20 protein-coding genes are annotated in these 22,209 nt (G+C 56.4%); 13 read left to right on the top strand and 7 right to left on the bottom strand.

Going from position 1 to position 22,209, the window contains the following annotated elements; translation table 11 throughout:
* Positions 1-57: 57 nt before the first annotated feature.
* Together ACO5GU_RS01820 and ACO5GU_RS01825 are read left to right on the top strand one after the other, a co-directional pair.
* Positions 58-606 carry an RNA polymerase sigma factor gene (locus tag ACO5GU_RS01820; protein WP_051479374.1) on the top strand — a complete coding sequence of 183 codons (549 nt, stop codon included), beginning with the start codon at positions 58-60 and terminating at the stop codon, positions 604-606.
* Complete coding sequence (locus ACO5GU_RS01825; RefSeq protein ID WP_484854637.1) at positions 599-1,666, top strand: hypothetical protein; 1,068 nt, start codon at positions 599-601, stop codon at positions 1,664-1,666. Before ACO5GU_RS01820 ends, ACO5GU_RS01825 begins: the two co-directional genes overlap by 8 nt.
* A 37-nt stretch (positions 1,667-1,703) precedes the next feature.
* Here ACO5GU_RS01825 and ACO5GU_RS01830 read toward each other — a convergent pair whose 3' ends face one another.
* The 4 genes from ACO5GU_RS01830 to ACO5GU_RS01845 all read right to left on the bottom strand — a co-directional run bounded on the left by ACO5GU_RS01830 (position 1,704) and on the right by ACO5GU_RS01845 (position 6,460).
* Entirely contained in the window at positions 1,704-3,029 is a 1,326-nt protein-coding gene (locus ACO5GU_RS01830) for an ATP-binding protein (protein ID WP_484929800.1), read from the bottom strand.
* Positions 3,030-3,386: 357 nt separating this feature from the next.
* Entirely contained in the window at positions 3,387-4,763 is a 1,377-nt protein-coding gene (locus ACO5GU_RS01835) for a hypothetical protein (protein ID WP_484929802.1), read from the bottom strand.
* A gap of 14 nt (positions 4,764-4,777) precedes the next feature.
* On the bottom strand, positions 4,778-5,152 hold the full coding sequence (locus ACO5GU_RS01840; RefSeq protein WP_313995546.1) for a GntR family transcriptional regulator: 375 nt from the start codon (positions 5,150-5,152) through the stop codon (positions 4,778-4,780).
* Positions 5,153-5,509: 357 nt separating this feature from the next.
* Positions 5,510-6,460 (bottom strand): TDT family transporter, encoded by a 951-nt coding sequence (locus ACO5GU_RS01845; RefSeq protein ID WP_484929804.1) that lies wholly within the window; start codon positions 6,458-6,460, stop codon positions 5,510-5,512.
* Between the two features lie 671 nt (positions 6,461-7,131).
* Between ACO5GU_RS01845 and ACO5GU_RS01850 the strand changes: the two genes are divergently transcribed.
* From ACO5GU_RS01850 to ACO5GU_RS01875, 6 genes are all read left to right on the top strand, one after another.
* Positions 7,132-7,734 carry a TetR/AcrR family transcriptional regulator gene (locus ACO5GU_RS01850; RefSeq protein WP_484807622.1) on the top strand — a complete coding sequence of 201 codons (603 nt, stop codon included), beginning with the start codon at positions 7,132-7,134 and terminating at the stop codon, positions 7,732-7,734.
* A 145-nt stretch (positions 7,735-7,879) separates the two neighbouring features.
* Positions 7,880-9,724: an ABC transporter ATP-binding protein gene (locus ACO5GU_RS01855; RefSeq protein WP_484929806.1), complete on the top strand. Its 1,845-nt coding sequence runs from the start codon at positions 7,880-7,882 to the stop codon at positions 9,722-9,724.
* On the top strand, positions 9,721-11,484 hold the full coding sequence (locus tag ACO5GU_RS01860; RefSeq protein ID WP_484929808.1) for an ABC transporter ATP-binding protein: 1,764 nt from the start codon (positions 9,721-9,723) through the stop codon (positions 11,482-11,484). The genes ACO5GU_RS01855 and ACO5GU_RS01860 overlap by 4 nt, the downstream gene beginning before the upstream one ends.
* Positions 11,485-11,534: 50 nt before the next feature.
* Positions 11,535-12,131 carry an MptD family putative ECF transporter S component gene (locus ACO5GU_RS01865; RefSeq protein WP_484854649.1) on the top strand — a complete coding sequence of 199 codons (597 nt, stop codon included), beginning with the start codon at positions 11,535-11,537 and terminating at the stop codon, positions 12,129-12,131.
* Entirely contained in the window at positions 12,128-12,880 is a 753-nt protein-coding gene (locus tag ACO5GU_RS01870) for an energy-coupling factor transporter transmembrane component T (protein WP_035436413.1), read from the top strand. The genes ACO5GU_RS01865 and ACO5GU_RS01870 overlap by 4 nt, the downstream gene beginning before the upstream one ends.
* Before the next feature lie 4 nt (positions 12,881-12,884).
* Positions 12,885-14,369, top strand: a complete 1,485-nt coding sequence (locus ACO5GU_RS01875; RefSeq protein WP_484929811.1) for an ABC transporter ATP-binding protein — start codon at positions 12,885-12,887, stop codon at positions 14,367-14,369.
* Between the two features lie 186 nt (positions 14,370-14,555).
* On the opposite strand, the gene ACO5GU_RS01880 is transcribed toward ACO5GU_RS01875, so the two are convergent.
* The 3 genes from ACO5GU_RS01880 to ACO5GU_RS01890 all read right to left on the bottom strand — a co-directional run bounded on the left by ACO5GU_RS01880 (position 14,556) and on the right by ACO5GU_RS01890 (position 17,482).
* Positions 14,556-15,572 (bottom strand): ABC transporter substrate-binding protein, encoded by a 1,017-nt coding sequence (locus ACO5GU_RS01880; protein WP_484929813.1) that lies wholly within the window; start codon positions 15,570-15,572, stop codon positions 14,556-14,558.
* Between the two features lie 85 nt (positions 15,573-15,657).
* Complete coding sequence (locus ACO5GU_RS01885; protein WP_484929815.1) at positions 15,658-16,419, bottom strand: ABC transporter ATP-binding protein; 762 nt, start codon at positions 16,417-16,419, stop codon at positions 15,658-15,660.
* A 1-nt stretch (position 16,420) separates the two neighbouring features.
* Positions 16,421-17,482, bottom strand: coding sequence for a FecCD family ABC transporter permease (locus tag ACO5GU_RS01890; RefSeq protein WP_484929817.1), 1,062 nt, complete (start codon positions 17,480-17,482; stop codon positions 16,421-16,423).
* Between the two features lie 247 nt (positions 17,483-17,729).
* Between ACO5GU_RS01890 and ACO5GU_RS01895 the strand changes: the two genes are divergently transcribed.
* The 5 genes from ACO5GU_RS01895 (at position 17,730) to ACO5GU_RS01915 (ending at position 21,478) form a co-directional block, all read left to right on the top strand.
* Positions 17,730-18,416, top strand: a complete 687-nt coding sequence (locus ACO5GU_RS01895; protein ID WP_484929819.1) for an alpha/beta hydrolase — start codon at positions 17,730-17,732, stop codon at positions 18,414-18,416.
* 334 nt (positions 18,417-18,750) lie between these two features.
* On the top strand, positions 18,751-19,278 hold the full coding sequence (locus ACO5GU_RS01900) for a hypothetical protein (RefSeq protein WP_484929821.1): 528 nt from the start codon (positions 18,751-18,753) through the stop codon (positions 19,276-19,278).
* 28 nt (positions 19,279-19,306) lie between these two features.
* On the top strand, positions 19,307-19,723 hold the full coding sequence (locus ACO5GU_RS01905) for a tyrosine-type recombinase/integrase (RefSeq protein WP_484929823.1): 417 nt from the start codon (positions 19,307-19,309) through the stop codon (positions 19,721-19,723).
* Between the two features lie 4 nt (positions 19,724-19,727).
* Positions 19,728-20,561 (top strand): type IV toxin-antitoxin system AbiEi family antitoxin domain-containing protein, encoded by an 834-nt coding sequence (locus ACO5GU_RS01910; protein ID WP_484929825.1) that lies wholly within the window; start codon positions 19,728-19,730, stop codon positions 20,559-20,561.
* On the top strand, positions 20,558-21,478 hold the full coding sequence (locus tag ACO5GU_RS01915) for a nucleotidyl transferase AbiEii/AbiGii toxin family protein (protein WP_484929841.1): 921 nt from the start codon (positions 20,558-20,560) through the stop codon (positions 21,476-21,478). Before ACO5GU_RS01910 ends, ACO5GU_RS01915 begins: the two co-directional genes overlap by 4 nt.
* Positions 21,479-22,209: the final 731 nt, after the last annotated feature.

Raw genomic sequence — 22,209 nt, forward strand, 5'->3', positions numbered from 1 at the left:
CATGCCGACAGCAACCTTCGCAATGACAGCAGCAGCGAGGAGTTCATCCGACAGGCGATGGACAGATGGGGCGGGACCGTCTATCTCGTGGCGCTCAACCAGACCCGCTCGGTCGCAGACGCACAAGACGTCGCACAGGATGTATTCATCAGACTACTTACCAGCAACACGGTCTTCTCGAGTGAAGAACATCTCAAGGCGTGGCTGCTGCGGGTGACCATCAACAGATGTCACGAGCTGCATCGGGCACCCTGGAACAGCCGGGTCGAGGCCATAGATGCAACAGACACGCTAGAGACCTCACAAAATGGGCCGTCACCCCAGATGACAGATGCCCGGGCGGTATATCCCGCAAACGAGGTAATGGACGAGGTGCTCGGAAGGCTTGAGGCAAATGCCTTGTGGCAGGCCATCGGGCAGTTGCCCGAAAAACTGAGGGAAGTCGTGCTTCTCCACTATATCGAGGATTATCCGACACATGAGATCGCCCACATCTTGGGGTGCTCGCCGACGACCGTCCGCACAAGGCTGTATCGCGCCCGCAGGCAGATACGGTCGCTACTTGAAGAAACTTCCAACTTGAGACAGGAGGATAGCTATGCATAAGCCGACTCATACCAGTTCACACCACAGCCCCAACCCAATGGATGAGCTTAAAATGATTTCCAAGGAAGCCAAGCTCCCCTACACCGTAAGAGAAAAGGTATTGCGAGAAGCTCGTGCAATCGATGCCAAGGTCTCTGCCGAGACAGATGCTTCTCGACACGTACCACAGCACGGGCTATCAATGCAGGCTGATTCCCCACCACAGCACAAACTGACGATGACCCGACGCAGATTTTTCTATGTCGGCGGCATAGCCGCAGCAGCGGGAGCAGTCTTTGTGGGGCTTGGGATCTTTGGGGGTTCCTCAGGCGGGAATTTCTTCACCCTCAAGGCTTTCGCCCAAGAAACACCGGACGAGAGCGGGGCAGTGGTGCCCCTGCCGACAGAAACCCTCAGCGCACTAGGGTCTTTCAGTGGCGGGGACCATTCAGTATGGTCAGTTACCCATGATATCGACCTCTCGTGCTCAACAAGAAACGTTGCAAGTCTCACCTATTCTCTTGAGGGAGACTACGCCAGTCTGCCCAACGACAACACGTATACCGATACTCATATCTACTTCGATTCCCTCGTAAAGGACCAGGCAGAAGACGGTCCCGCAGGCGAAAGCGGCTTGGATTTCACCGTGGGGGACTTTCAGCAGAATGACGAGAAGAACCTGACCCGCAGCATAAGGGCTTCATTTGTCGATGACGGCACAATCCAAGCCCTTAGCGATCGGCTTTTTCAGGTCACCGACACATCGTCCGACGAAGAACTATGGCAATACGAGAAGGACCATAACCGTTTGCAAGTCGCCCTTGAGAAGCGCTTCTCTGAGACCCTCGCTAAGACGGCCTTCGTGGCAACTGTTACATTTGCGGATGGAAGTACCCAGACAAAATCCTATGTCATCACGCCCGTTGACAACTTTGAGCAGCTCTATACAGAGTGGCTTGACTCGTCCATCCGAGCAAATGTTACTCTCGCCAAAAACCCGAATAACCAGGAGGCAAAAGCTCAACTGGAAGGGCTTCTCGAAAGCGCGCCACATCTTTATGCCATCGCTGAAGTGAAATAGAGACCACAAATTGGTTCTTGGTCAGCCAGTTCCTGCGTCAGCCCAGTGCCATACCCATCATATAAATAGGGAGATACGTAACACCTTCGAAAGCTCCTGGAGTATCCACATTGCCGTCATGAAATACGTAGACATGTTCGAAGCTGTAGTTTTTTGTTGTTAGGAGATTGTCAAGCGCGCTGTGGCGTCGATAGTTCTTACCACTCTTTATCTCACAGAGGTCGATGCCTCCTTGTTGCCCCTGAAGCACAAAATCAACCTCGCCTATCTTGGAGGAATTATAGTAGCGCAGTTCCCTTCCACACGCCTTGAATTCCTGGGCTGCCACATTCTCAAATATCGACCCAAAGTTTATGCTTGACCTTCTATTGAGGATATCGATATCGACATCCCCCATCATTTGGGCGGTAAGCAGGCCGACGTCATTTGCGTAAAGCTTCAGCATGTTTCGGTCCTCATGGGCGGCAAGGGGAAACGTCGGCTCATTGACTCGGAACGCCGGAAGAGCGACCCCTACGTGCTCAAGCCAGTCGAACGCGAACTCAAGGTTGGCAAACCTCAGACTCTTCCCCAGCCTTGCATATTTGAAGCGCTTGTTTTCGGAATTCAACTGAGAAGGTATGGACTCGTATACCATTTGTACCTGGCGCGCCTCAAGCGTATCCGATACATACTTGGCCATGTCCATCTCGTACATGTTCACAATTCCCCTCTGCAGATTACGGGCTCGCAAGAGGTCGTTGTTGTCCACAAAGGCCTGCACAACGTCAGGCATACCGCCTACCAAAAGATACCGGTAAAAGGTATCCGTAAGCTTATCATGCAGATAATCAGGCACAGGGGTAAGGGATTTTATACAGGCAGAAACAGCTTCCAATGCCGTCTTGCCTATCCCACTTGCCCAGCAAAACTCCTCAAAATCAAGGGGATACAAGGTTACTTCCTGCAAAAAACCAACGGGAAGGGAGGAAATATTGGATACCTCAAGCCCAAGCAGGGAGCCCGAGAGGATGTAGTCATAGTCGGTCCGTTCAAGGAGCATCTTGATCCAGGTGAGCAGGTCCGCACCACACTCCTGGATCTCGTCGAGGAAGACGAGGGTCTTTCCGGCCTCCAGTTCTTTCCCGCTGAGCACGGAAAGACGTAGAAGCAGGTCATCAGCATCAATCGCCCTCATGACCGTCTCTTTGGCAGTCTTGTTGTCGAAGAAGTTCACCTCGGCGAGGATCCCATAGTTGTCTGCGGCAAACTGCCTGACAAGGGTCGTCTTTCCTACCTGTCGGGCTCCTTTGACGAGAAGTGCCTGCTTCGTCTTGTATCGTTTCCAATCCTCCAGCCTTTGGTATGCCTTGCGTTTGAGCATGATTTCATCTCCCCATAGTAATTAACAAGTGAAATGCGTTTTTCACACTCTATGATACGCTTTCAGTTGCGTTTTTTACATCATTTTATAGTGGTTTTATTGCGTTTTTCGCACACTAGGACAGTCTCTCGGTCGCGTTTTTTACACCCTGCACCCCTAGTCCACGTCCTCCCGGTGGTCCGCGATGTTGTCTCACCACGGGGCGTAATTAGGGTCAGAGTGACCTGTATCGTTTTTTCGGACACGGGCATCCCAGATTCAAAACCCAGGAATCGTATATGCTCAGACAACCGAGAAAGCGAGGCAAGGCATGGGCAACAACAAGTACACCGACGAGTTTAGGCGCGAGAGGTCACACTATGCATCGACTAAGGCCGAGGGGACTTCCTCATAAACGGTCTCGGTCTGCGCCGTGTCGCTCGCGCCCAGAAGGTAGGTTGTGCCGCTCCTCGTCCGCACGAGGAGCCAGGGGCCGACCTCGGGGTCCAGGCACACCTTGAGCGATCCGTACGCGTCACTTGAGAAGTTACCTTCAAGGAAGGTTTCACTCGCGCCGCCAAACGTGCGCGTCATCTGGGGAAGTTGGTCAACAAGCTCCACAGACACCACGTCGGCCATGTCAATCTCATAGGTTGTGAGCAAGTGGTGTGCCCGAATCGTCTGCTCGCTCAACTCAAGCGTCACAGGAGTTCCAAATTCCTCCGCCATGAACGCTCCCGTCACGGGCAGGCAGAGCAGCGAGCAAGCGAGGGCCACTACAATCGCCTTTCCCGCTGGCCGTGCCAGGTTGATCGACGTGTTGATGCCCACGCGCTCGTTCACTATGAGCTCAGCATCGTCGGGGTTATAGTAGAAGATGCCAAAGATCCAGTGATCGTCCTCGTCCACGTAGAAGCCCTCGCCGCTGGCCTTTGTAAGACGCTCCTGCAGGCTGCGCACGCGCATCTCGGTTGCAAACGCCACGATTCCAAGGACCGTGCAGGGAAGCATCATACCGATAAAGTACAGATTGGTTGAACCCTGGAAGAGGAGCTGCGCCCAGCTCATGAATGCAAAAGACGCAGCCGCGACAAGGAACACCCTCGCCCAGGCGCGCCGGCGTATGCGCGTGAGCGTCTGCGTGAGGGCGGTGTTGTCGTCCACCACCTCGCTGCGATTGCGGTAACACCAACGGAAGATTGCCCACATCATGAGCACACATGCGGCAAACAGCAGGTAGATTACTACGTTGTCACGGTCGAGCAGGACGGGGACCAGGCTCGCCGCGCAGATGAGGACAAACCATATGCTCGAGACGCGCGGGTACGACTGCGCGGCCGCCCCAATATCGGCCACCGTCACGCGCTGGGCCGCGGCGCCTCTGGGCCGCCAGCCGCGCTCGTCCTTCAGGGCCGCGAGCCTGCGGTTGGTGAGCGCGTAGATTACCTCGGGCACGATACAGACCACAAGTATCCAGACGCTCCAGCAGAACATGCTCGACCCGGCCCACGCTCGTACCGTTCCTGTCGCCGCACCGCCAAGTGCCGCAGCCACGAGCACGATAGCGCACGCGAGCTGCAGGTGACGGTAGCTGGTAAGAAACGCCTTTACCTGCACGTCTTCCCGCGCCTCGCGCGGGAAAGTGACGCCGACGACAATGTTCTTCTTGAAGCGCGCGCTGTTCCTGAGCGTCCACCATATGAGGAGTGGAGTCCAGCTGCAGGAGAGCCATAGGATAGTCGCAGTGCTCATCATAAACTTCCTTACTTCTAGCGATACGCAATCTCATCCAGCAGGTGCTCGCAGAGCGCGAGAACCTCTTTGCCTGACATCCCACCGGCCACCAGCTCAGCCAGGCGCATCCGCAGCGCGTCCATGATGCCGGAATCGGGGTCCGAGCTGCCATCGGGCTCGCACACGAAGGTGCCACCCCTCCGGTCGCCGAGCACGTGTCCCTCCTGCTTGAGAAGCTGATAGGCCTTGCTCACCGTCATGGCGTTGACGCCGCACTCCGATGCGAGCGCCCGCACGGTCGGCAGGCGCTCGCCAGGCGCAAGCTCGCCTTCGGCGATGCCACGCACGATCTGATCGCGGATCTGCTGGTAGATGGGTGTTGCGGTTGAGAAGTCCAGCTGCAGAAGCATGGTGTGAGCCTCCAACGATGTCTGTATCGTATGTATTACTCACAATAATACATAATAGACAAAGCTACAAGCGCAGAGGAAAGCACAGTCCAAGCCGCTTCCATCATCGCATCATTTTCCATTGTATGATCTGTACCTACAGTAGATCTGCCTTGGTAGAATCGGGGTCCGGCCATGCCCTCCCATTAAGAGCTCGTCTTCGACACGAGCGCTCAACTCCTCGGCGCAGAAATTGACCGGATGGCAAGAAGCAAGAGATCGCCGAGAAGGGCGGCTACTCCTGGGTGGCGGACATCCGCGCCCGCATCCGCGTTGCGCGCTCCGTCACGAAACTCTAAACAAACAAAATGAAAAACGTTACCTCAAGCTACTCATAGATCTCGCTTTAGACAAAGTCTGATCGCGCACAAATACAAGTAGCCGTACAAGCACAACAATGCAAAGCCCTGCTGCAAGCACCGTTTCAACAGTAGCTATTCCATCGAGCCATTGGAGAGGCTGGCCAAGTTCCGTCAGGTATGCCGACGTCTGCGTACGCGCAACGACACAAATTACAAAGGGAAAAGTAAACGCGGCGTGACTGGGAAAGAATGGTTTTGTAAGACACCTGATGCACCACACAAAAGAAACTACATAAATAAGTGAAGCGATTGCCAGCATAACCAAAAGAAACGGTACAAACTTTGACGAAATAGATTGAATATATCCTGCAACACAAAGACTTGTTGGAGCCGCATAAATACAAGCGAGCGACTCAGCAGAATCAGGCACCGGCCCATATTTAACATACCGTATGCTCACAACTATAAAAAGCACCACAAGGCAGATAAATCCAAACCAAAATGCAACCGTACCAACACTTGTTTCAAAGTTAAACGCTGGTGCTGTAACACTTGCAACAACAATGCCCACATACACAATGAACCAGCTGGCGTGCACATTCTCCCAATTAAATTTTGCAATATATCGAGAAGTAAATAGAGCTATGCACAGGATGTGTAACGCAATTCCTGCAAACCAAAATAATTGTGCTGCATCACCAATATCGGCCTTCATATACACCGAAATCAGCATAACTGCCATCGGATACGTTGCGGCAACTGAAAGTCCGATCGGATCAGAGAGCTCTCGTAACACAACTTTTGTAGACACCATAAATTTGAAGGTATAGAGAGCTAAAAGAGCAATAGAGAGTATGCCGCAGGCAAGATAAAGACCTTCAAAAGAAGTCTTAAATAGATTTCCAAGTGCCGCAAAACCTAATGCAACACCACAAATAGCAACAGGAACTTTTTGGACATAGTTCATAAGGACTCTTCTATCTGTTTAGGAATCTCTTTTTATTTCTTTCAATAATAGATATTTTTTCATGGAAGCGAACTCAGTAGCAGATATATATCTATGCGTTGTAGTAATTAGCAAACAAAAACCCGCCTGGCTTCTGCTTCCGAGCATGTACACTGGCGGGTCTTCCTTATGCGATGTACCTGCAATCTGCCCTGCCCCGAGCTCGAAGGCTAAGGGCGACCGCATGGGCCGACCTCCCGTCGAGACGATCGGCGTGGTGGCAGAGCGACCCTCTCAATCCGAAACCAAACGCAACGCCACAGCGAACGCCGAGGCCTCCACACGCCCCGACTATCGAATCGAACCCGATGCGCCACTCGAGTCTCCGGATGTCGCGTCGAAAGGACGGCCGCCCTTTTGCCGCCATGAAATCCGGGAATTTAGATTCACGGCGAAATTGGAGATCATGCGTCAAAGGCATGCCCTACGTCGTCGTTCTTCACCCTCATAGAGCGAAGACGGTCTCCCCGTCTATGGGCCGCCTTCGGGCATAACACGACTCAAATCGCAGTGATCGGCCTCCTCTCGACTGCGTTATCGTTGACATCAAAGTTAGATAAGGTTAATATTAGACCGACATTCGTTCTGATATTAAAAACCCATCGGTATGGGACAAGGAATCGGAGCATTGCTTGAGAAAGAACAGCAAAAAACCTGCAGAGCGACGCAAGGAGCTCGTGGATGCGGCAGCGAGGCTCTTCGCGGAGAAGGGCTACGAGAGTACATCGGTGCGCGACATCCTGGATGCCGTGAACGGCGCTCCTGGCATGTTCTACTACTACTTCAAGTCGAAGCAGGACGTCTACGTGGCCGTTATGGAGGACTTCATCTCGGAGCGCATGGACCGCAAGTGCGCAGTCATGGAGGACGAGGGCCGGCCGTTCGACGAAAGAATCGCCGCTCTGCGCAGTCTCGTAACGGATGACGTCAACGAATATGTCCGCTCCTTCGACCCCGAGCCGGGTGAGTCAGTTCCCGACGCCTCTTACAAACTCTGGGACATGGTCCAGATGATCGATCGTATGGCAGGCCCCTACACCAAGCTCATGCTGGAAGGGATACAGACAGGCAAGCTCAAGAACCGTCTCGGCGTAAACGAGAGCAATGCGCAGGCCTGCGCGCTGTTCATGCTGTACGGGCTCTGGGGCGTCATGTACGACGGGCGTTTTGCACCAGAGTGTGAGCAGCGTTCTCCTCAGGAGGCATTCGAGATAGCGCAGAAGCTGTTTTATTGATGTAGGCAGGTTGCAAAATCGCCGCTCTGAGCGGCGTGCAAAAATGGGCTGATGACGGGAGCATCCAAATGGATGCTCCCGTCAGTGCATTTAAGAGAAAAACGGAACGAATTCGTTCCGATAGCAGTGAAAGGAGCACGGGTCCATGGAGGACGAGACAGACCTGGAAGACCCAGGTAAAAACTTGAAAAAGAAGCAGGGCATGGCCAGGCTGCTGGCCCTCTCTGAGCGAGGGAAGGGGTTTCTCGTGTGCGGCATTGCGCTCGGCTGTATCGGGTCAGTGCTGCAGCTCGTGCCCTATCTAGCCTCATGGCGGGTCATAACCTCTCTAATGGCAGGTGTATCATCTGGCTCAGCCCCCGAGGCGGGCTCCATGCTATGGTGGGGAGCCGTCGGCCTCGCGGGGCTTCTGTCTGGAACTGCAGCCTCCTGGATCGCTGGAATCGCCGCGCATGCGCACGCCTACCGCACGGTCTGCGACATACGCATCGCGGTCGCAGAGCATGTGGGACGCCTCCCGATGGGCTACCTCGACTCCTCGTCCATAGGGCAGGTCGAGCAGGTGATGGATGCGGATGTCGAGCAGGTCGAGGCATTCCTCGCCCACCAGGTGCCCGACCTCGCGAGCGCTCTCGCCACGCTCATCGTCCTCTTCGTCCTGATGTTCGCCGCGAATGTCTGGCTTGCCTTGGCCTGCCTTGCGCCAATTGTCATTGGAATCGCCTGTCAGCTGCAGGCGATGGCCAAGGTCATGAAGACGGGCGCGATCAAGAAGAACTTCGATGTCCTTGAACGAATCAACTCGTCGTCGATCCAGTACGTCGAGGGGATGCCCGCCATCAAAGCGTTCGGCCAGACCACGGCGTCCTTTCGCGGCTTCAAGGACGACACCGAGGCCTACCGGGACTTCACTGTAGGCATGACCGACCAGATCCGCCCGGGCTACGTGCGTTTCCGCGTCTTCACACTTTCGGTCGCGACTTTCGCAGCCCCAGTTGCGATAGCGCTGTTCCTCGGCAACCCCTCGGACGTCGCGCTCGCAGCCGTCTGCGTCTTCGCCCTCGTGGTCGGTCCCGCCGCCTCCTCGCCAGTACTCAAATTGCGCATGTTCGCCGAGAGCGTGAACACGGTCAACGAGGCGGTTGGGCGTGTGTGTGCAGTGCTTGATCTGGAGCCGCAAGGACAGGTTTCGCAGGATGTCCGGGCGACTCCCCAAGATGCGGGCATTGCATTCGACCATGTGACCTTCTCCTATCCAGGTGCCGAGAATCCCGCGGTAGATGGGGTGTCGTTCGCTGTAGAGCCCGGCAGCACTTGTGCCATCGTGGGTCCTTCGGGCGCCGGTAAGTCCACAATCGCCGAGCTAGTCGGCCGCTTCTGGGATGTGGATGAAGGAATGGTCCGCATAGGGGGAGTCGATGTGCGCGAGCTGGGGACCGATGCGCTCATGGACATCGTTGCCTTCGTTTTCCAGGACAGCTTCCTATTTGCAGGAACCATCCGGGATAACATCGCCATGGGACTGCCCAGCGCGACCGAGGATCAAATAGCCGCAGCGGCTTCGGCGGCCCAGTGCGACGAATTCCTCGCGCGGCTACCGAAGGGAATCGACACCGTCGTCGGCGCAGATGGTGTCCGCCTGTCGGGAGGTGAGCGGCAGCGCGTGGCTATAGCGCGGGCAATCCTCAAAAGCGCCCCTATCCTCATCCTCGACGAGGCCAGTTCCTTCGCTGACGCACAGACGCAGTTCTCGATCCACCGCGCTCTGGCGGAGCTGACGAGAGGCAAAACGGTTCTGACAATCGCCCACAGACTTGAGACCGTACAGTCGGCGAACCAGATTATCGTGATGGATAAGGGCCGGATTGTGCAACGGGGCAGACACGACGAGCTCATAGGGGTCGATGGGCCCTATGCAGATATGTGGGTCTCCGGCGACAGAGCCGCCGACTGGAAGCTTGGCACAGAGAAAGCTGAGGTGTCGCTATGAGAGACATTATCGAAGCAATAACCTGTGGAGAACCGAGGCGCATAGCCAGACCCGCATTCTGGAACACCATTGCCCAGCTTGTATGGTTTCTACCCTTCATCTGTCTGGTGCTGATTGTCGACTGCATGTTTGGCTTCTATGCCACAGGCGGACTGAGCAACGCCGAACTCTGGCTCGCGTGGGCTGGCATGGCCGCCTGCTTCGTCCTTGCCCTCGCGGTCGAGAACATCGCATGCAAGGTGACTTTCCGTAGCGGCTACGCTGTCGGCGCTGAGGGTCGCACAAGCCTGGCCGAGCATATCCGCAAGCTGCCCCTAGGAAAACTCGAGGGAAAGGGTGCTGGCGGCATCGCTACGACGATGATGAACGACTTCTCGCTCGTTGAGACGGGCATGACGCACCTGCTCGCCCAGGCCATCAGCGCCGGTATCGTGGCGCTCGTCACGACGGGGGCGCTCTGCCTGCTCGACTGGCGCATGGGCCTCGCCCTCTTCGTTGGACTGCCCCTGTCTCTCGCCATCACCGCCGTTGCACAGGGCTTGCAGAACCGCGCGGAGAGGCGCCTTGCCGCAACGAGAGTGGAGCAGACAACCCGAATCCAGGAGTATCTGAGGGGCATGCGCGCCATCAAGGCCCATCACCTGCAGGGCGCGAGCTTCACGACCCTCGCCAAGGCATGTGAGGACTACCGAGATGCCTGCATGGCAAACGAGAGCGCGACTGGCTCGCTCGGCGCGGTGTCGGAGGCAATTCTACGCAGCGGTCTGGCATGCATGACCCTCGCCGGCGTCTACCTGCTGGCCGGCGGCTCCCTCGACCCCACGGGGTTCTCCCTCTTCCTCCTCGTCGGCACGCGAGCTTTCGAGCCTCTTGCCGTGGTCCTCACGAGCTGGCCCGAATTGCAGCGCTGTGCGGCGGCGGGCCGCCGGATTATGTCTCTCTTGGGCGAGCCGGAGATGCCCGGCGAGTCCGATGCCCCCGAGGAGTGCAGCATCTCCTTTGACCACGTGTCGTTCGGCTACGACGATAACGAGGTGCTTCACAACGTGAGCCTGGACATAAGGGCTGGGGAGCTGACAGCACTTGTCGGACCCTCTGGCTCAGGCAAAAGCACGATTCTGAGGCTTGCCGCACGTTTTTGGGACCCGCAAGCAGGGCACGTTCTGCTCGGTGGGCTCGACGAGCGCTCCATAAACCCGGAGCACCTGCTCAGTCGGGTGTCGATTGTCTTTCAGGATGTCTACCTGTTTCAGGACACGATTGAGGCCAACATCCGCTACGGGCGCGCGAATGCAACGCACGAGGAGGTCGTTCAGGCGGCCAAGGCGGCACGCTGCCACGACTTCATAATGGAACTGCCCAACGGCTACGATACCGTTATCGGTGAGGGCGGCTCGACTCTTTCGGGCGGTGAACGCCAGCGTATCTCCATCGCCAGCGCCCTCCTCAAAGACGCGCCTATCGTCCTTCTGGACGAGGCGACAAGCGCACTCGATTCGGAGAACGAGGCCGAGGTGCAGGCGGCTATGGGCACGCTCGCACAGGGCAGGACTGTTGTCGCCATCGCGCACCGGCTGCGCACGGTGACGCGCGCCGACGCCATATATGTGATCGACAGCGGTCGCGTCGCGGAGAGCGGCACCCACGAGTCGCTGCTTGCCAAGGGAGGGACCTACGCGAAACTGTGGGGACTCCAGACAGATCTTGACGCCTGGCGCGCAAAGCACCCGCACGGCAACGGCGACACGCCCGCACGATGACATCCTCCGAAGACAACGGCGTTCATCAACCACAAGAGAAAGGAAACATCATGGAACCACAAAAGAAGAGTACATCCTCGAGGGCTGCTATTTCCGCAGGCGTGTTCATTGCGCTCTACCTGGCCGTCTACGTCATCATCGGGATCGTGTGCATGCCGGTGCCGATTCTGTTTCTGCTCATGCCCGCCCTCGTCGCCCTACTTGCGGCACCCATCTTCCACATAATGCTCGCCAGGTCACCCTCGGGCGTGCCCATCTTCATCGCCGCTGTCCTTCCGAGCCTCGTCCTCATCGCCTCGGGACACATCCCCATCGCACCTGCTGTCTCGGTCCCTGCGGGCATCGTTGCGGTGCTCATCGCACGTGCTGGAAAATATCGCAGCTTCGCATGGAACGCCGCAAGCCACGCCGTCTTCTCCTGGAACCTGCTCGGAGGCTTCGTGCCCATCTGGTTCATGCGCGACTACTTCTTCCAAGACATCCTTGAGCGGGGTATGAGCTCAAGTTTCTGCGAGACACTCTATGCGCTCACGCCCGACTGGGTGCTTCCGGTCATGATGGTCGCCATCGTCATCAGCTCGATTTTGGGCTCGCTGATCGCGCGCAAGCTGCTCGCAGCCAAGCTCGGACGGGCAGGAATCCTGTGAACCCCCTCGAAAAGCTATATACGGAGCAGGGTCACAACGGAGGCATTGTCTTCGACCCTCGAACAAAGGCGACCCTGCTCGTCCTGCTCGACATAGCCGTCTTCCTCGGCCGCTCACTGCCCTACGAGGCCGCTGTCTTTTTGGTTTGCGTCCTGATTGTGGCAGTCGGCGGCATGGCCAGCACCGCCCTGCGCTACTGCGCGGTCTTTTCCCTGCTCGTTGCCGTCCAACAGCTAATCGGTCCCATGGTGGGCCAAAGCGCCGTGCTTTCCCTCGTGCAATTCCTGGCAGTGGCGGTCCGCAAGGTCCTGCCATGCCTGCTTGTGGCTTACTGGGCCGTGGGGACAACCGGCGTTAGCGAGTTCGCGGCCGCCCTGTGGGGAAGCGGGGTACCGAAGAGCGCCATAATCACAACATCGGTGGCCTTCAGGTGCTTCCCGACTATTAGCGAGGAGTGGCGCGCCATAAGGTCCGCCATGAAGATGAGGGGTATCGGAACGGGCCTCTCATCCTGGCTGTTCCATCCCATCCAGACGATAGCCCACATCTATGTGCCGCTTTTCGCCTCCGTGATTTCTATAAGTGACGAACTCGCGGCTGCAGCTCTCTGCCGCGGCATGGACGATCCAGCTCCTCACACCTGCCTGGCGCAGATTGGGTTGCGCACCCAGGACTGGTTAGCTCTGGCGCTTGTAGCTGCGGGAACGGCCGCGGCAGCGGCGTTCGCCATTGCCGGGAAGGGGCTCTGAGACGATGGGCCAGCCGATGATATCGCTCACCAACGTCAGCTTCTCCTATCGTGGAGCAGAATCCCCGAGCCTATCGTCGCTGTCGCTTGACGTGAAGGCGGGAGAATGCGTGCTCCTGTGCGGGAAGAGCGGTTGCGGAAAGTCAACCGTCCTCCGCCTGTTGAACGGCATGATACCCGAGTTCTTTGACGGTGACCTTACTGGTCGCGTGAGGGTTGGCGGCATGGATCCCACCACCTGCCCTCAGTACAAGGTGGCCCGCCAGGTAGGGACTGTGTTCCAAAATCCCCGCACGCAATTCTACACCCTCGACACCACAAGCGAGGTGGCCTTCGGCTGCGAGAACCGTGGAATGCCGCGTGCCGAGATCTCACGTAGGGTGAACGAAGCCGCAGCCGATTTGGGTATCGCGGCACTCATGAATCGCAACATCTTCCACCTCTCGGGGGGTGAGAAGCAGCGCGTTGCCATCGCGAGCGTCTATGCTACCGGCCCGGAGGTGCTCCTACTGGACGAACCATCGGCGAACCTCGACTTCCCCGCAATCAGGGAGCTGCGACGTACCTTGGACATACTAAGGTCGAAAGGCAAGACGATCCTCATCGCCGAGCATCGCACGTGGTACCTCGAGGGCATAGTCGACCGCGCGGTCTACCTGGACGGCGGGAAGGCTTCCGATGTTTTCGCCATGGGCGAGCTCGCCTCGCTGACCCGCAGCCAGCGCCTTGAGACGGGCATACGACCCGTGAAGCTGGAGGGATTCGACCTCCCGAGGACAGTCGCCCCAGTGAAAGACACGCCCATGCACGAGATGCATCTCGCCGACCTCGTCTTCTCATACTCACGACATGCCGCCCCCTCCCTCTCCGTCCCCGACGCGCAGTTCGGGTCGGGTCGCGTCGAGGCGATTGTGGGAGACAACGGTGCGGGCAAGTCGACCCTCGCCTCGGTGGTGTGCGGGCTCGCCAGGGAACAGCGAGGCAGCATCGAAATCGACGGCGCCGTGCTCTTCGCGAGAAAGAGGCTGCCCCTTAGCTACGAAGTGATGCAGGAGGCCAACCACCAGCTCTTCTGTGATAGCGTCGAGGAGGAGGTCGTCCTGGGGGCGAGCAACCCTGGTACCCGAGGCTTGGAGTCGGTGCTAGGTCAGTTGGACCTCCTCGACGTGAGGGGGCGCCACCCCCTGACGCTGTCGGGAGGGCAGAAGCAGAGGTGCGCCATAGCGGCTGCCATGTTCTGCGGCAAGAAGGTGCTGGTCTTTGACGAACCGACGAGCGGGCTCGACTACGCCCATATGGCGCAGACGGCCACGCTGCTGCGGGAGCTTGCCGCGTCCGGGGCCTTCGTCCTCGTCGTGACGCACGACTTCGAGCTGGCGCTGGCCGCCTGCGACAGGGTTACCGAGATGAAGGGCGGAAAGGTCACCGCCCAATACGGTCTCGACAAGGGTGGCGTGGCGCGGCTGCGCGAGTTCTTCGGAATAGGGTGACCCTTCGCATTTGAGAAGAAAGGATTTTAATTTGCAAAGCAAAAGATTATTCTCCACCCGCATAGCGGGTGGTTTTGTGTTTCGCGCGTAACACGCGCTCAACAGGCTAAAGCCTCGAAAATAATAAGACCAAGCAGGAAACAAAGTTCCTGCTTGGTCTCTGCGGTGCCGTATCTTTAAATACGTCTATTTTTGAGGATACAAAGCCTCAAGAATCTTCTCGGCAGAATCAAATGCGCGTGGTGAGTAGTCGATGTACTCTGAGTATGGAATCTCAACGATGCTCTTGTTGGCAATAGCTGGGACGTTCTGCAGGGAACTCTCGCCCAGAAGGGTGTCTTTAGCTACGGCGTCAGTTGCCTTGTTGCGCTCTGCGGTGACGTAAATAATGACGTCAGGATTAAACTTAATCAGATTCTCATACGTCAGGCCATTTGCAGACTGAGTTGTCGCAGGAGTAGCTCCAAGCTGGTCGATGATAGTAAACTCAAGGCTCTTCTCGCTACCGCCAAAGAGACCAAACGTGCCGTCCTTGAGGTTGGTCATAACCAGCACGGTCTTCTTTGCATCTTTCTCGTGTGCTTTAACGCGCTCGTTAATGGCATCAAGGCGCTTCTGCAGGTCGGCGGTATAGGTGTCGGCATTGCTCTGAACATCAAAAATAGATCCAAGATTCTTAATATCAGAGATAATTCCAGCAAGCGTTGGATCGCCCTGCTCAGAAGATGCCAGCTGTGTATAGACAGAAATGCCTAGGTCAGCGTAGTCCTTTGGAGAAGTCTGATCCTTTGAAGTAAAGAGGCGTGAGCGGCCCACAATAAGGTTTGGATTAGCGGCAACAACAACCTCGCGAGAAAGGCTCTTCTTGTCGCCCAGCTGCTTGATTTTCGCATACTCGTCAGCAATATCTGAAGGCATTGGCGCATCAGGCTTAATAGTGCCAATAATCTTGGAGCCGAGGCCCAGACGCAGCAGAATCTCGGCTGCAGAATCTGTCAGGGTAACAACGCTCTCAGGAGCCTTATCAAACTTGGCCTCAAACTCGTTGCCGTCACCGTCATAGAGCTTGAACGATACGGGATAGCTTGTATTGGCCGACTTCTTTTCTTCTGTAGTCGAAGTGGATGGGTTAGACGTTGCATTGTTGCACGCAGTAAGACCCAGTCCAGCAGCAGTTGCAGCAAATCCTGCCGCAATGCTCAAAAAATTCCTTCTGGTAAAAAGATTTGAACTTATACGAGGATCCATAGGATATCCTTTCATTCATCTGTTGATACTCAACAGGCGATTAATACACGTAATCAATGCTGATGCCGTTTCCAGCAGTTGACGGGCGGACCATGCCCTCAACGCCATACACATCAGCAAGCAGCTCAGGGGTCACAATGTCCTCAGGTGCTCCCTCAGAAACAATGGAACCCTCTTGTAAGAAATACAGGCGGTCGACATAATGAGCTGCCATCACAATGTCATGCAAAACAGCTAAGCAGCTAATACCAAGGTTGCGAACAAGGCGCAAAATATCAATCTGGTACGTAATATCAAGGTGATTAGTAGGCTCATCAAGCACCAGGAACTCTGGTTCTTGTGCCAACGCACGTGCCAGCATTACACGTTGTTTCTCGCCACCTGAAAGCGTGGCAAACGAGCGGTCTTCAAAGCGAGAAAGGCCAACTTTCTGAATAACGTCGGAAACGATTGCCTCGTCGTGGTCGGTTTCTTTTGACAGCGCCGACTGATGCGGGCTGCGCCCAAGCGACACAATCTCGCGAACAGTAAAGTCAAAAGACAGCGAGTTAAACTGGCTTACAACTGCAACTTTGCGCGCAAAGTCACGACGTGATATCTCAGTGGCGTCGCGTCCGTCCCACAAAATATGGCCGTCATAGCGATGACCAAGGCTATAAATTGCTCGCAGAAGCGTGGACTTGCCCGATCCATTGGGGCCCAGAATGCCCACAAACTCGCCATCTGCCACGTTGAGTGAGACGTCCTTTACAATTGGCTTGTTATGGATGGTGACTGACACATTTTGCACTTCAAGGCGCATACTACTCACCATCCCTAAAGCTGTAGTTGCGGGCGACCATGATGTAGACAAAGAACGGCGCGCCTACAACAGCGGTCAGAATGCCAATAGGAACTTCGGTATTGCCTAGGACGGTACGAGCACAGGCATCTGCCCAGAGAATAAAAATAGCTCCCAGTACCAGCGCAGTTGGAACCAGCCTTCGGTGATCAGACCCAACAAACGAGCGAGCAATATGCGGAATGATAAGACCAACAAAACCGATGGTTCCCACTGATGAAACAAGCGTGCCAACCATGAGCGCAGAAATGGTCAAGTATGCCCATCTGCACAAATTAGTATTGAGGCCAAGCGTTGTAGCAGCCTCGTCTCCCATTAAAAGCACGTTGAGTGAGCGGAACTGCGTTAAGAAAAACACACTGACGAGAAGTACTACAACAACGGAAACGCCAACATTTCCCCAGCTTGCTCGTGCCAAAGAGCCCATGGTCCAAAACTTCAAATCCATCATGCCCTCAGCATTAGCGGCGATTGTAATAATGAAATTAGAAAGAGCTGTGAACAGGGCATTCAAAATCATGCCCGAGAGAACAAGCTTTGACGACGTCATATGTCCGCCGGTAGACGCCAGCAACAAAACGCCGACAGTTGCTATTGTTGAACCAATAAACGAGAACAGCGGTACCGAAGAAATTCCCACAACGTGTACCGCGCCGGCTCCAAGCATGATGGCACAGGTGGCTCCGCACGAAGCTCCTGATGAAATGCCCAAAATATACGGTTCAGCCAAGGTGTTTTGAACTGACGCCTGCATGACAACACCCGCTAGCGCGAGGCCAGCTCCGGCTACCACTCCTAAGATGATGCGGGGAAAGCGCAGCGACCAAACGACCTTCTCGACAGGTCCTCCTGCAGCTAAGGCTTCCGGTAGCGGCATGCCAAAAAGATGATGTGTCAGCACGGCGTATGCGTCTTGCAAGGACACGCCGATGGCGCCCATCGTTGAAGTTATTACAATACTCGCCACCAGAATTGCGACGAGAACTCCCATGAAAAGACGGAACGGTCCGGCTTTTCTTATCATACAATACCCCTCTAAAGTAACGCTGCGTTTTTGCGCACAACGTACAACGCACAATGCGCGTTACGCAGAAGCAGCGGAATTTTTTGAAAGTTAACTATATCTTACATTTTGAGTTGTGAGAAGACTTCGAGTTGAGAAATGCTTAAAATACCTACATCCCTCTGTGGGATGCTCTTCGCGAGGCGGCTCCTGCGAGACGATGTCGGCACCAACAGGCAATAACAGACGAGGTCAGACGAGGAACTTCATGGATTTATCAGCTCTACCAGACAATACAATCACTATCGGAGAACGCTCCGCGGTTCCTGGTCTTCTTGTTGTTCTCCATGGTTCCCTGCTGATGCCAAAGATAGCTGCGCTTCTTGCTTCCGGGAAACTTGACGCGACCAAGCTCCCCCAATGCCTTGTCATTACTGCGCCGTCTAATCAAGACTGCTATTCCCCTTGGCCAGCATCAAGCGTGCGGACTGAGGCTCCAAATTTTGGAGGATTTGGAAGAGAGTTTCTTTCTGATGTCGTACTTCCAGCTGTCGAGAAATACGCTGCTCTAGCTACTCATACCGAAGAGGATACGTGTCCTCTTACCTTGCTAGGTTATTCTTTGTCGGGTCTGTGCAGCCTCTTTGAGATGCAGACAACCTGCCACTTTGACCAGTATCTTCTGGCTAGCCCAAGTACGTGGTTTCCCGATTTTGTTGAAACTTTTGATACGAGCTGTGTGCGTTCGGACATTCGCTGGTGCATTGCAAGCGGAGAAAACGAAGGTAAAAACCATCCTGAGCCCCTGCGCTCAGTGAGAAAGACAACAGATGCACTGGTTGAGAAGCTGGCGCCTGCTGCTCCGAATTATCAACGTTTGCTGGATTCTTACGATCATCACAATGGTCTTGAGCTGAGGTTGCAACGATTGCTGAACTTTGGGTTTGACGCGTAGAGAGACGCTTTCCTGTGTAAGAGCAGCGTTAATTGCTAACAAAAAACCCGCCGAGGCGGGTTTGAAATTCTTATGGTCGCGGGGGCAGGATCTGAACCTACGACCTTCGGGTTATGAGCGAGTCAGAGGCCGTTTCACTGCAAATCTAACCAATCCACAGCACAGCCGATATACGTCTGAACTGTGGTTTTTCTAATCTCCCGCTTCTCCAAAATCTCCCGCTTCTCCAAAATCTCCCGCTTCTCCAAAATCTCCAGCTCCCATGTCTCCATCTTCGGTTTGGTGGTCAAAATGGTGATCACAAATGGCTGTTGAAAACTCATTAGGAGGAGACATGGATACCAGGTACACAAGCAGGTCTCTCAGGCGGAGGCGCAACACGGACCAGTGGGAATGCAGCCTCTCGCACACCAACCCCGTAACCGGAGAGGTGGTCAGGGCCTACCACACCCTCGTCGCCAAGACGCAGAGGCAGGCGGAGCGGGCGCGCAACACCCTCATCGTGGAGCTTGAGCTCTGGAGGGCATCGTCCTCCAACGTCTCCCTGCGCGACTTCATGGCCTCGTTCATACTCCACAAGGAGGACTCAGGCACCATCGAGCTCTCCATCGTGCACGTCTACCGCGCGGAGACCCGCGTCATCTACCACTACCTCGGCAGCGTGAAGCTCGTAGAGCTCTCAATACCGGACGTATCCGGGTGGATGCACGACATGAGCGCAGACGGCTACGCGCCCAAGAACTGCTCTAAGGCCTTTCGCCTGCTCAAGCAGGCACTTAAGTGGACCGTGGCGCAGGACTTCATAACGAAGAACCCCCTGCGACTTCTGCAAGCCGCCCAAGCGCGTGAAAACGCCCATTAACGCCCTCTCGCGCGAGGAGCGCACGCGAATGCTGTGCCTCGCCATACAGGCAGAGCCGCAGCCCCTGGGCTCCGCGGTAGAGATAGCCCTCAACACAGGCATGAGGCACGGCGAGGTCTGCGCTCTCAGGTGGTCGGACCTCTCCAACGACGGCACCATAACCGTCATACATGCCCTGGGGAACGGCCCCGGCGGCTTCTACCAGAAGGAGCCCAAGACCGGGAGCTCCGCCCGGACGATTCCCCTCACCAAGCACCTGGACACGATGCTCTCCGCCAGGCGCCGCGACGCAGAGCGCGTGGCGCGCTCAGCTTCTCGGTGGACCAGCTCAAGGCGATGCTCGCCACCACAGATGAGAAAGAGAAAGAGGCGGGACATGGGCGTCTTTAGGCTCGTCTGGCGCTTCGTGCGCTGGCTCTTCCGCGCCGTCTCGCGTTGGATGTGAACAGATGAATAGTGTTGATTTACAGTTCATAATACATAAAAACGGTTACATTTTGTACCCGTTTCCACTATACTTCGTCTGTATGAAGTTCAAAGACTACATAGCATCGCACCAGGCGTTCACGACGGAGGACATCTACGTCATAGCGGCGGGGGAGGCCGCGCACACTCAGCTGCAGCGCGCCGTCAAGTCAGGCGAGGTGGAGCGCGTGCGCCGCGGTATCTACGTGTCCAAGACCGGCAGGTTTACCGGCGAGACACCCGACCCGTTCCTTGTGGCTAGGACAGTCGACCCAGAGGTCGTAATCTCGTACCACTCCGCCCTCGTCGCCCACGGCGTCGCCCACAACGTCGGTTTCGAGTGCTCGTTCAGGTCCGCAAAGGTACGTTCGCTGTTCGAGTACGGGGGCGTCCGCTACATCCCGTACGACCTCGACGATAACCCGCAGACGCAGACCATGCACTCAAAGTCGTATGGGACGGTTAGTGTGACCACGCGAGAGCAGACTCTCGTCGACTGCTTCACATACCCCGGGAGGGTCGGCGGCGTTGAGGAGGCCGTACGGTCCTGTTCGGCGTTTCCTTACCTAGATGTCAATGTTCTGCTCGAGACCCTCGGCAGTGCGCCTGCAGCCGTTGTCGCCCGCACGGGCTGGCTCCTCGAGGCAAAGCAAGCAGACTGGGGCGTGGCTGACGAGACGCTCCTGTCGCTCGAAGCGAGACTCGGAAATGGCCCGTCCAAACTCGACCCTAAGGCGAAAGAGAACAGGGGCTGGAGCCCTCGCTGGAAGCTGTACCTTCCCGAGATGGAAGAGGAGGTCCTCTCGTGGATATCATGAGCACCGACGAGTTCGAGCCAAGGACCGTTGACAAGGTTGAACGTCTGCTTGACCTCCTAGACGAAATGGAGCGCCATCCCGCCCTCAAGGGCAAACTGGCGCTCCACGGAGGCACGGCCATCAACCTCTTCATGCTCGACGTACCGAGGCTCTCGGTTGATATCGACGTTTCCTACATAGGCAGCGTCTCACAGGAGGATATGCTCGCCGACAGGCCGCGCGTTGAGGCGGGCATAGAAGCCGTGGCGCAGGCGCTAGACTACACGGTGGAGGCTCATCCGGGCGGGCATGCTGGACGCACCTTCCTGCTGCGCTATCACGGGGACTGGGAAGTCGACCACGTGAAGATCGACTGCATCTACATGAACCGCTCGCCCATCCTTCCACCCGTCATACGCGAGACGTCCATGAGGCCAGGCGCAAAGGTCCGCACGTTCGCGGACGCCGAGCTCGCCGCCAGCAAGGTGAAGGCGTTCTTCGACCGCATAAAGGTCCGCGACCTCTACGACATCTCCAACCTGCAGGGCGTCTACGAGTCGCTCGAACCCAGTGAACAGGAAAGGACGCACCAGCTCGCGCTCTACTACGCCTCGCTCTCCGCATGCTTCCCAAAGCCGTTCGAAGGCAGGGAACAACGCTTTGCGAACAGGTTCTCCGAGCTCGCGGACCAGCTCTATCCGATGCTGCGTTCCTCGACCGAACGCCCGACCCTTGAGGGGCTTATGAATAACGCCAAGAGCTTCATAGTGCAGTGGGTCCTGCCCAGGACGGACGGAGAACGCGAATATCTTGAGCTCCTTGCAGATGGAGACTACCGCCCAGAGCTCATCTTCCCAGACGAGTCAATGGCCAAGGCCGCTGCCGTGAACCCCGAAGCGCTGTGGAAGGTCGAGAACCTCAGGAAGATGCAGAGGTAGCGTGACCAGATCCGCATCCGTTGAATGCAATTAACTCTAACCAGTAAACCCACCTGGCCCCTACTTTTGAACATGCACACTGGCGATCTTCTTTATCCGCTGCCTGTACAACTCGCCCTGTTCCGAGCCCGAAGGCGAGGACAGCCGCATAGGCAAACCTCCCGTCGAGACGATCAACGTGGCGGCGGAATGACCTTCACAACCCGCCACCAGATACAACGTTATGGCGAGGCCGGACCTCCATGTATCGCAGCGGGCACGCCACGAAGACACGAAGCGCCCGGGCACCTCATGGGCATAACCTCTGCACATCGTACGGCATCCACGAGAGCACCCCGTCGCCCAGCGAGGCAGACAGCAGTCAGCCAGTGCACAGCTCCTCTTCCAGGCACCCAGTGACGCCCAGACACACAGCACCTCGTAGCAATCTCTTTGCCGAAATCCCACGGGCAGCCTCCGCGCACGCCCCACCCCGTCTCGCCTTGGGAGCGAAGACTCGACCACGGTCACTCTAGCGCAAGGGCCGCGAAAACTTTTACGCCGGGCACAGGGCGCCCCTCGGAAAACTCGGGCCCATCCGCGCTTCGCTTTCCCCCTAACGCTGCCGCTTTCCCGCAGGCGCCATCCGCACCACAAGGCGCGCCAAGAGGAGGTGGGTCCCAACACGAGAAGGCAGACAGCCATGGGAAAGAGCATCGACGAGAAATCGTACGAGGCCATCGGCGCGCGCC

This window comes from Lancefieldella sp., assembly GCF_057237245.1.

What these genes read in the sequence shown, in the direction of transcription:
- ACO5GU_RS01865 (WP_484854649.1), top strand. Translation starts at nt 11,535, where the DNA reads ATGGAACCACAAAAGAAGAGTACATCCTCGAGGGCTGCTATTTCCGCA.
- ACO5GU_RS01830 (WP_484929800.1), bottom strand. Translation starts at nt 3,029, where the DNA reads ATGCTCAAACGCAAGGCATACCAAAGGCTGGAGGATTGGAAACGATAC.
- ACO5GU_RS01895 (WP_484929819.1), top strand. Translation starts at nt 17,730, where the DNA reads ATGGATTTATCAGCTCTACCAGACAATACAATCACTATCGGAGAACGC.
- ACO5GU_RS01910 (WP_484929825.1), top strand. Translation starts at nt 19,728, where the DNA reads ATGAATAGTGTTGATTTACAGTTCATAATACATAAAAACGGTTACATT.
- ACO5GU_RS01840 (WP_313995546.1), bottom strand. Translation starts at nt 5,152, where the DNA reads ATGCTTCTGCAGCTGGACTTCTCAACCGCAACACCCATCTACCAGCAG.
- ACO5GU_RS01915 (WP_484929841.1), top strand. Translation starts at nt 20,558, where the DNA reads ATGAGCACCGACGAGTTCGAGCCAAGGACCGTTGACAAGGTTGAACGT.
- ACO5GU_RS01890 (WP_484929817.1), bottom strand. Translation starts at nt 17,482, where the DNA reads ATGATAAGAAAAGCCGGACCGTTCCGTCTTTTCATGGGAGTTCTCGTC.
- ACO5GU_RS01885 (WP_484929815.1), bottom strand. Translation starts at nt 16,419, where the DNA reads ATGCGCCTTGAAGTGCAAAATGTGTCAGTCACCATCCATAACAAGCCA.
- ACO5GU_RS01835 (WP_484929802.1), bottom strand. Translation starts at nt 4,763, where the DNA reads ATGATGAGCACTGCGACTATCCTATGGCTCTCCTGCAGCTGGACTCCA.
- ACO5GU_RS01825 (WP_484854637.1), top strand. Translation starts at nt 599, where the DNA reads ATGCATAAGCCGACTCATACCAGTTCACACCACAGCCCCAACCCAATG.
- ACO5GU_RS01820 (WP_051479374.1), top strand. Translation starts at nt 58, where the DNA reads ATGGACAGATGGGGCGGGACCGTCTATCTCGTGGCGCTCAACCAGACC.
- ACO5GU_RS01900 (WP_484929821.1), top strand. Translation starts at nt 18,751, where the DNA reads ATGGATACCAGGTACACAAGCAGGTCTCTCAGGCGGAGGCGCAACACG.
- ACO5GU_RS01855 (WP_484929806.1), top strand. Translation starts at nt 7,880, where the DNA reads ATGGAGGACGAGACAGACCTGGAAGACCCAGGTAAAAACTTGAAAAAG.
- ACO5GU_RS01860 (WP_484929808.1), top strand. Translation starts at nt 9,721, where the DNA reads ATGAGAGACATTATCGAAGCAATAACCTGTGGAGAACCGAGGCGCATA.
- ACO5GU_RS01875 (WP_484929811.1), top strand. Translation starts at nt 12,885, where the DNA reads ATGGGCCAGCCGATGATATCGCTCACCAACGTCAGCTTCTCCTATCGT.
- ACO5GU_RS01905 (WP_484929823.1), top strand. Translation starts at nt 19,307, where the DNA reads ATGCTGTGCCTCGCCATACAGGCAGAGCCGCAGCCCCTGGGCTCCGCG.
- ACO5GU_RS01845 (WP_484929804.1), bottom strand. Translation starts at nt 6,460, where the DNA reads ATGAACTATGTCCAAAAAGTTCCTGTTGCTATTTGTGGTGTTGCATTA.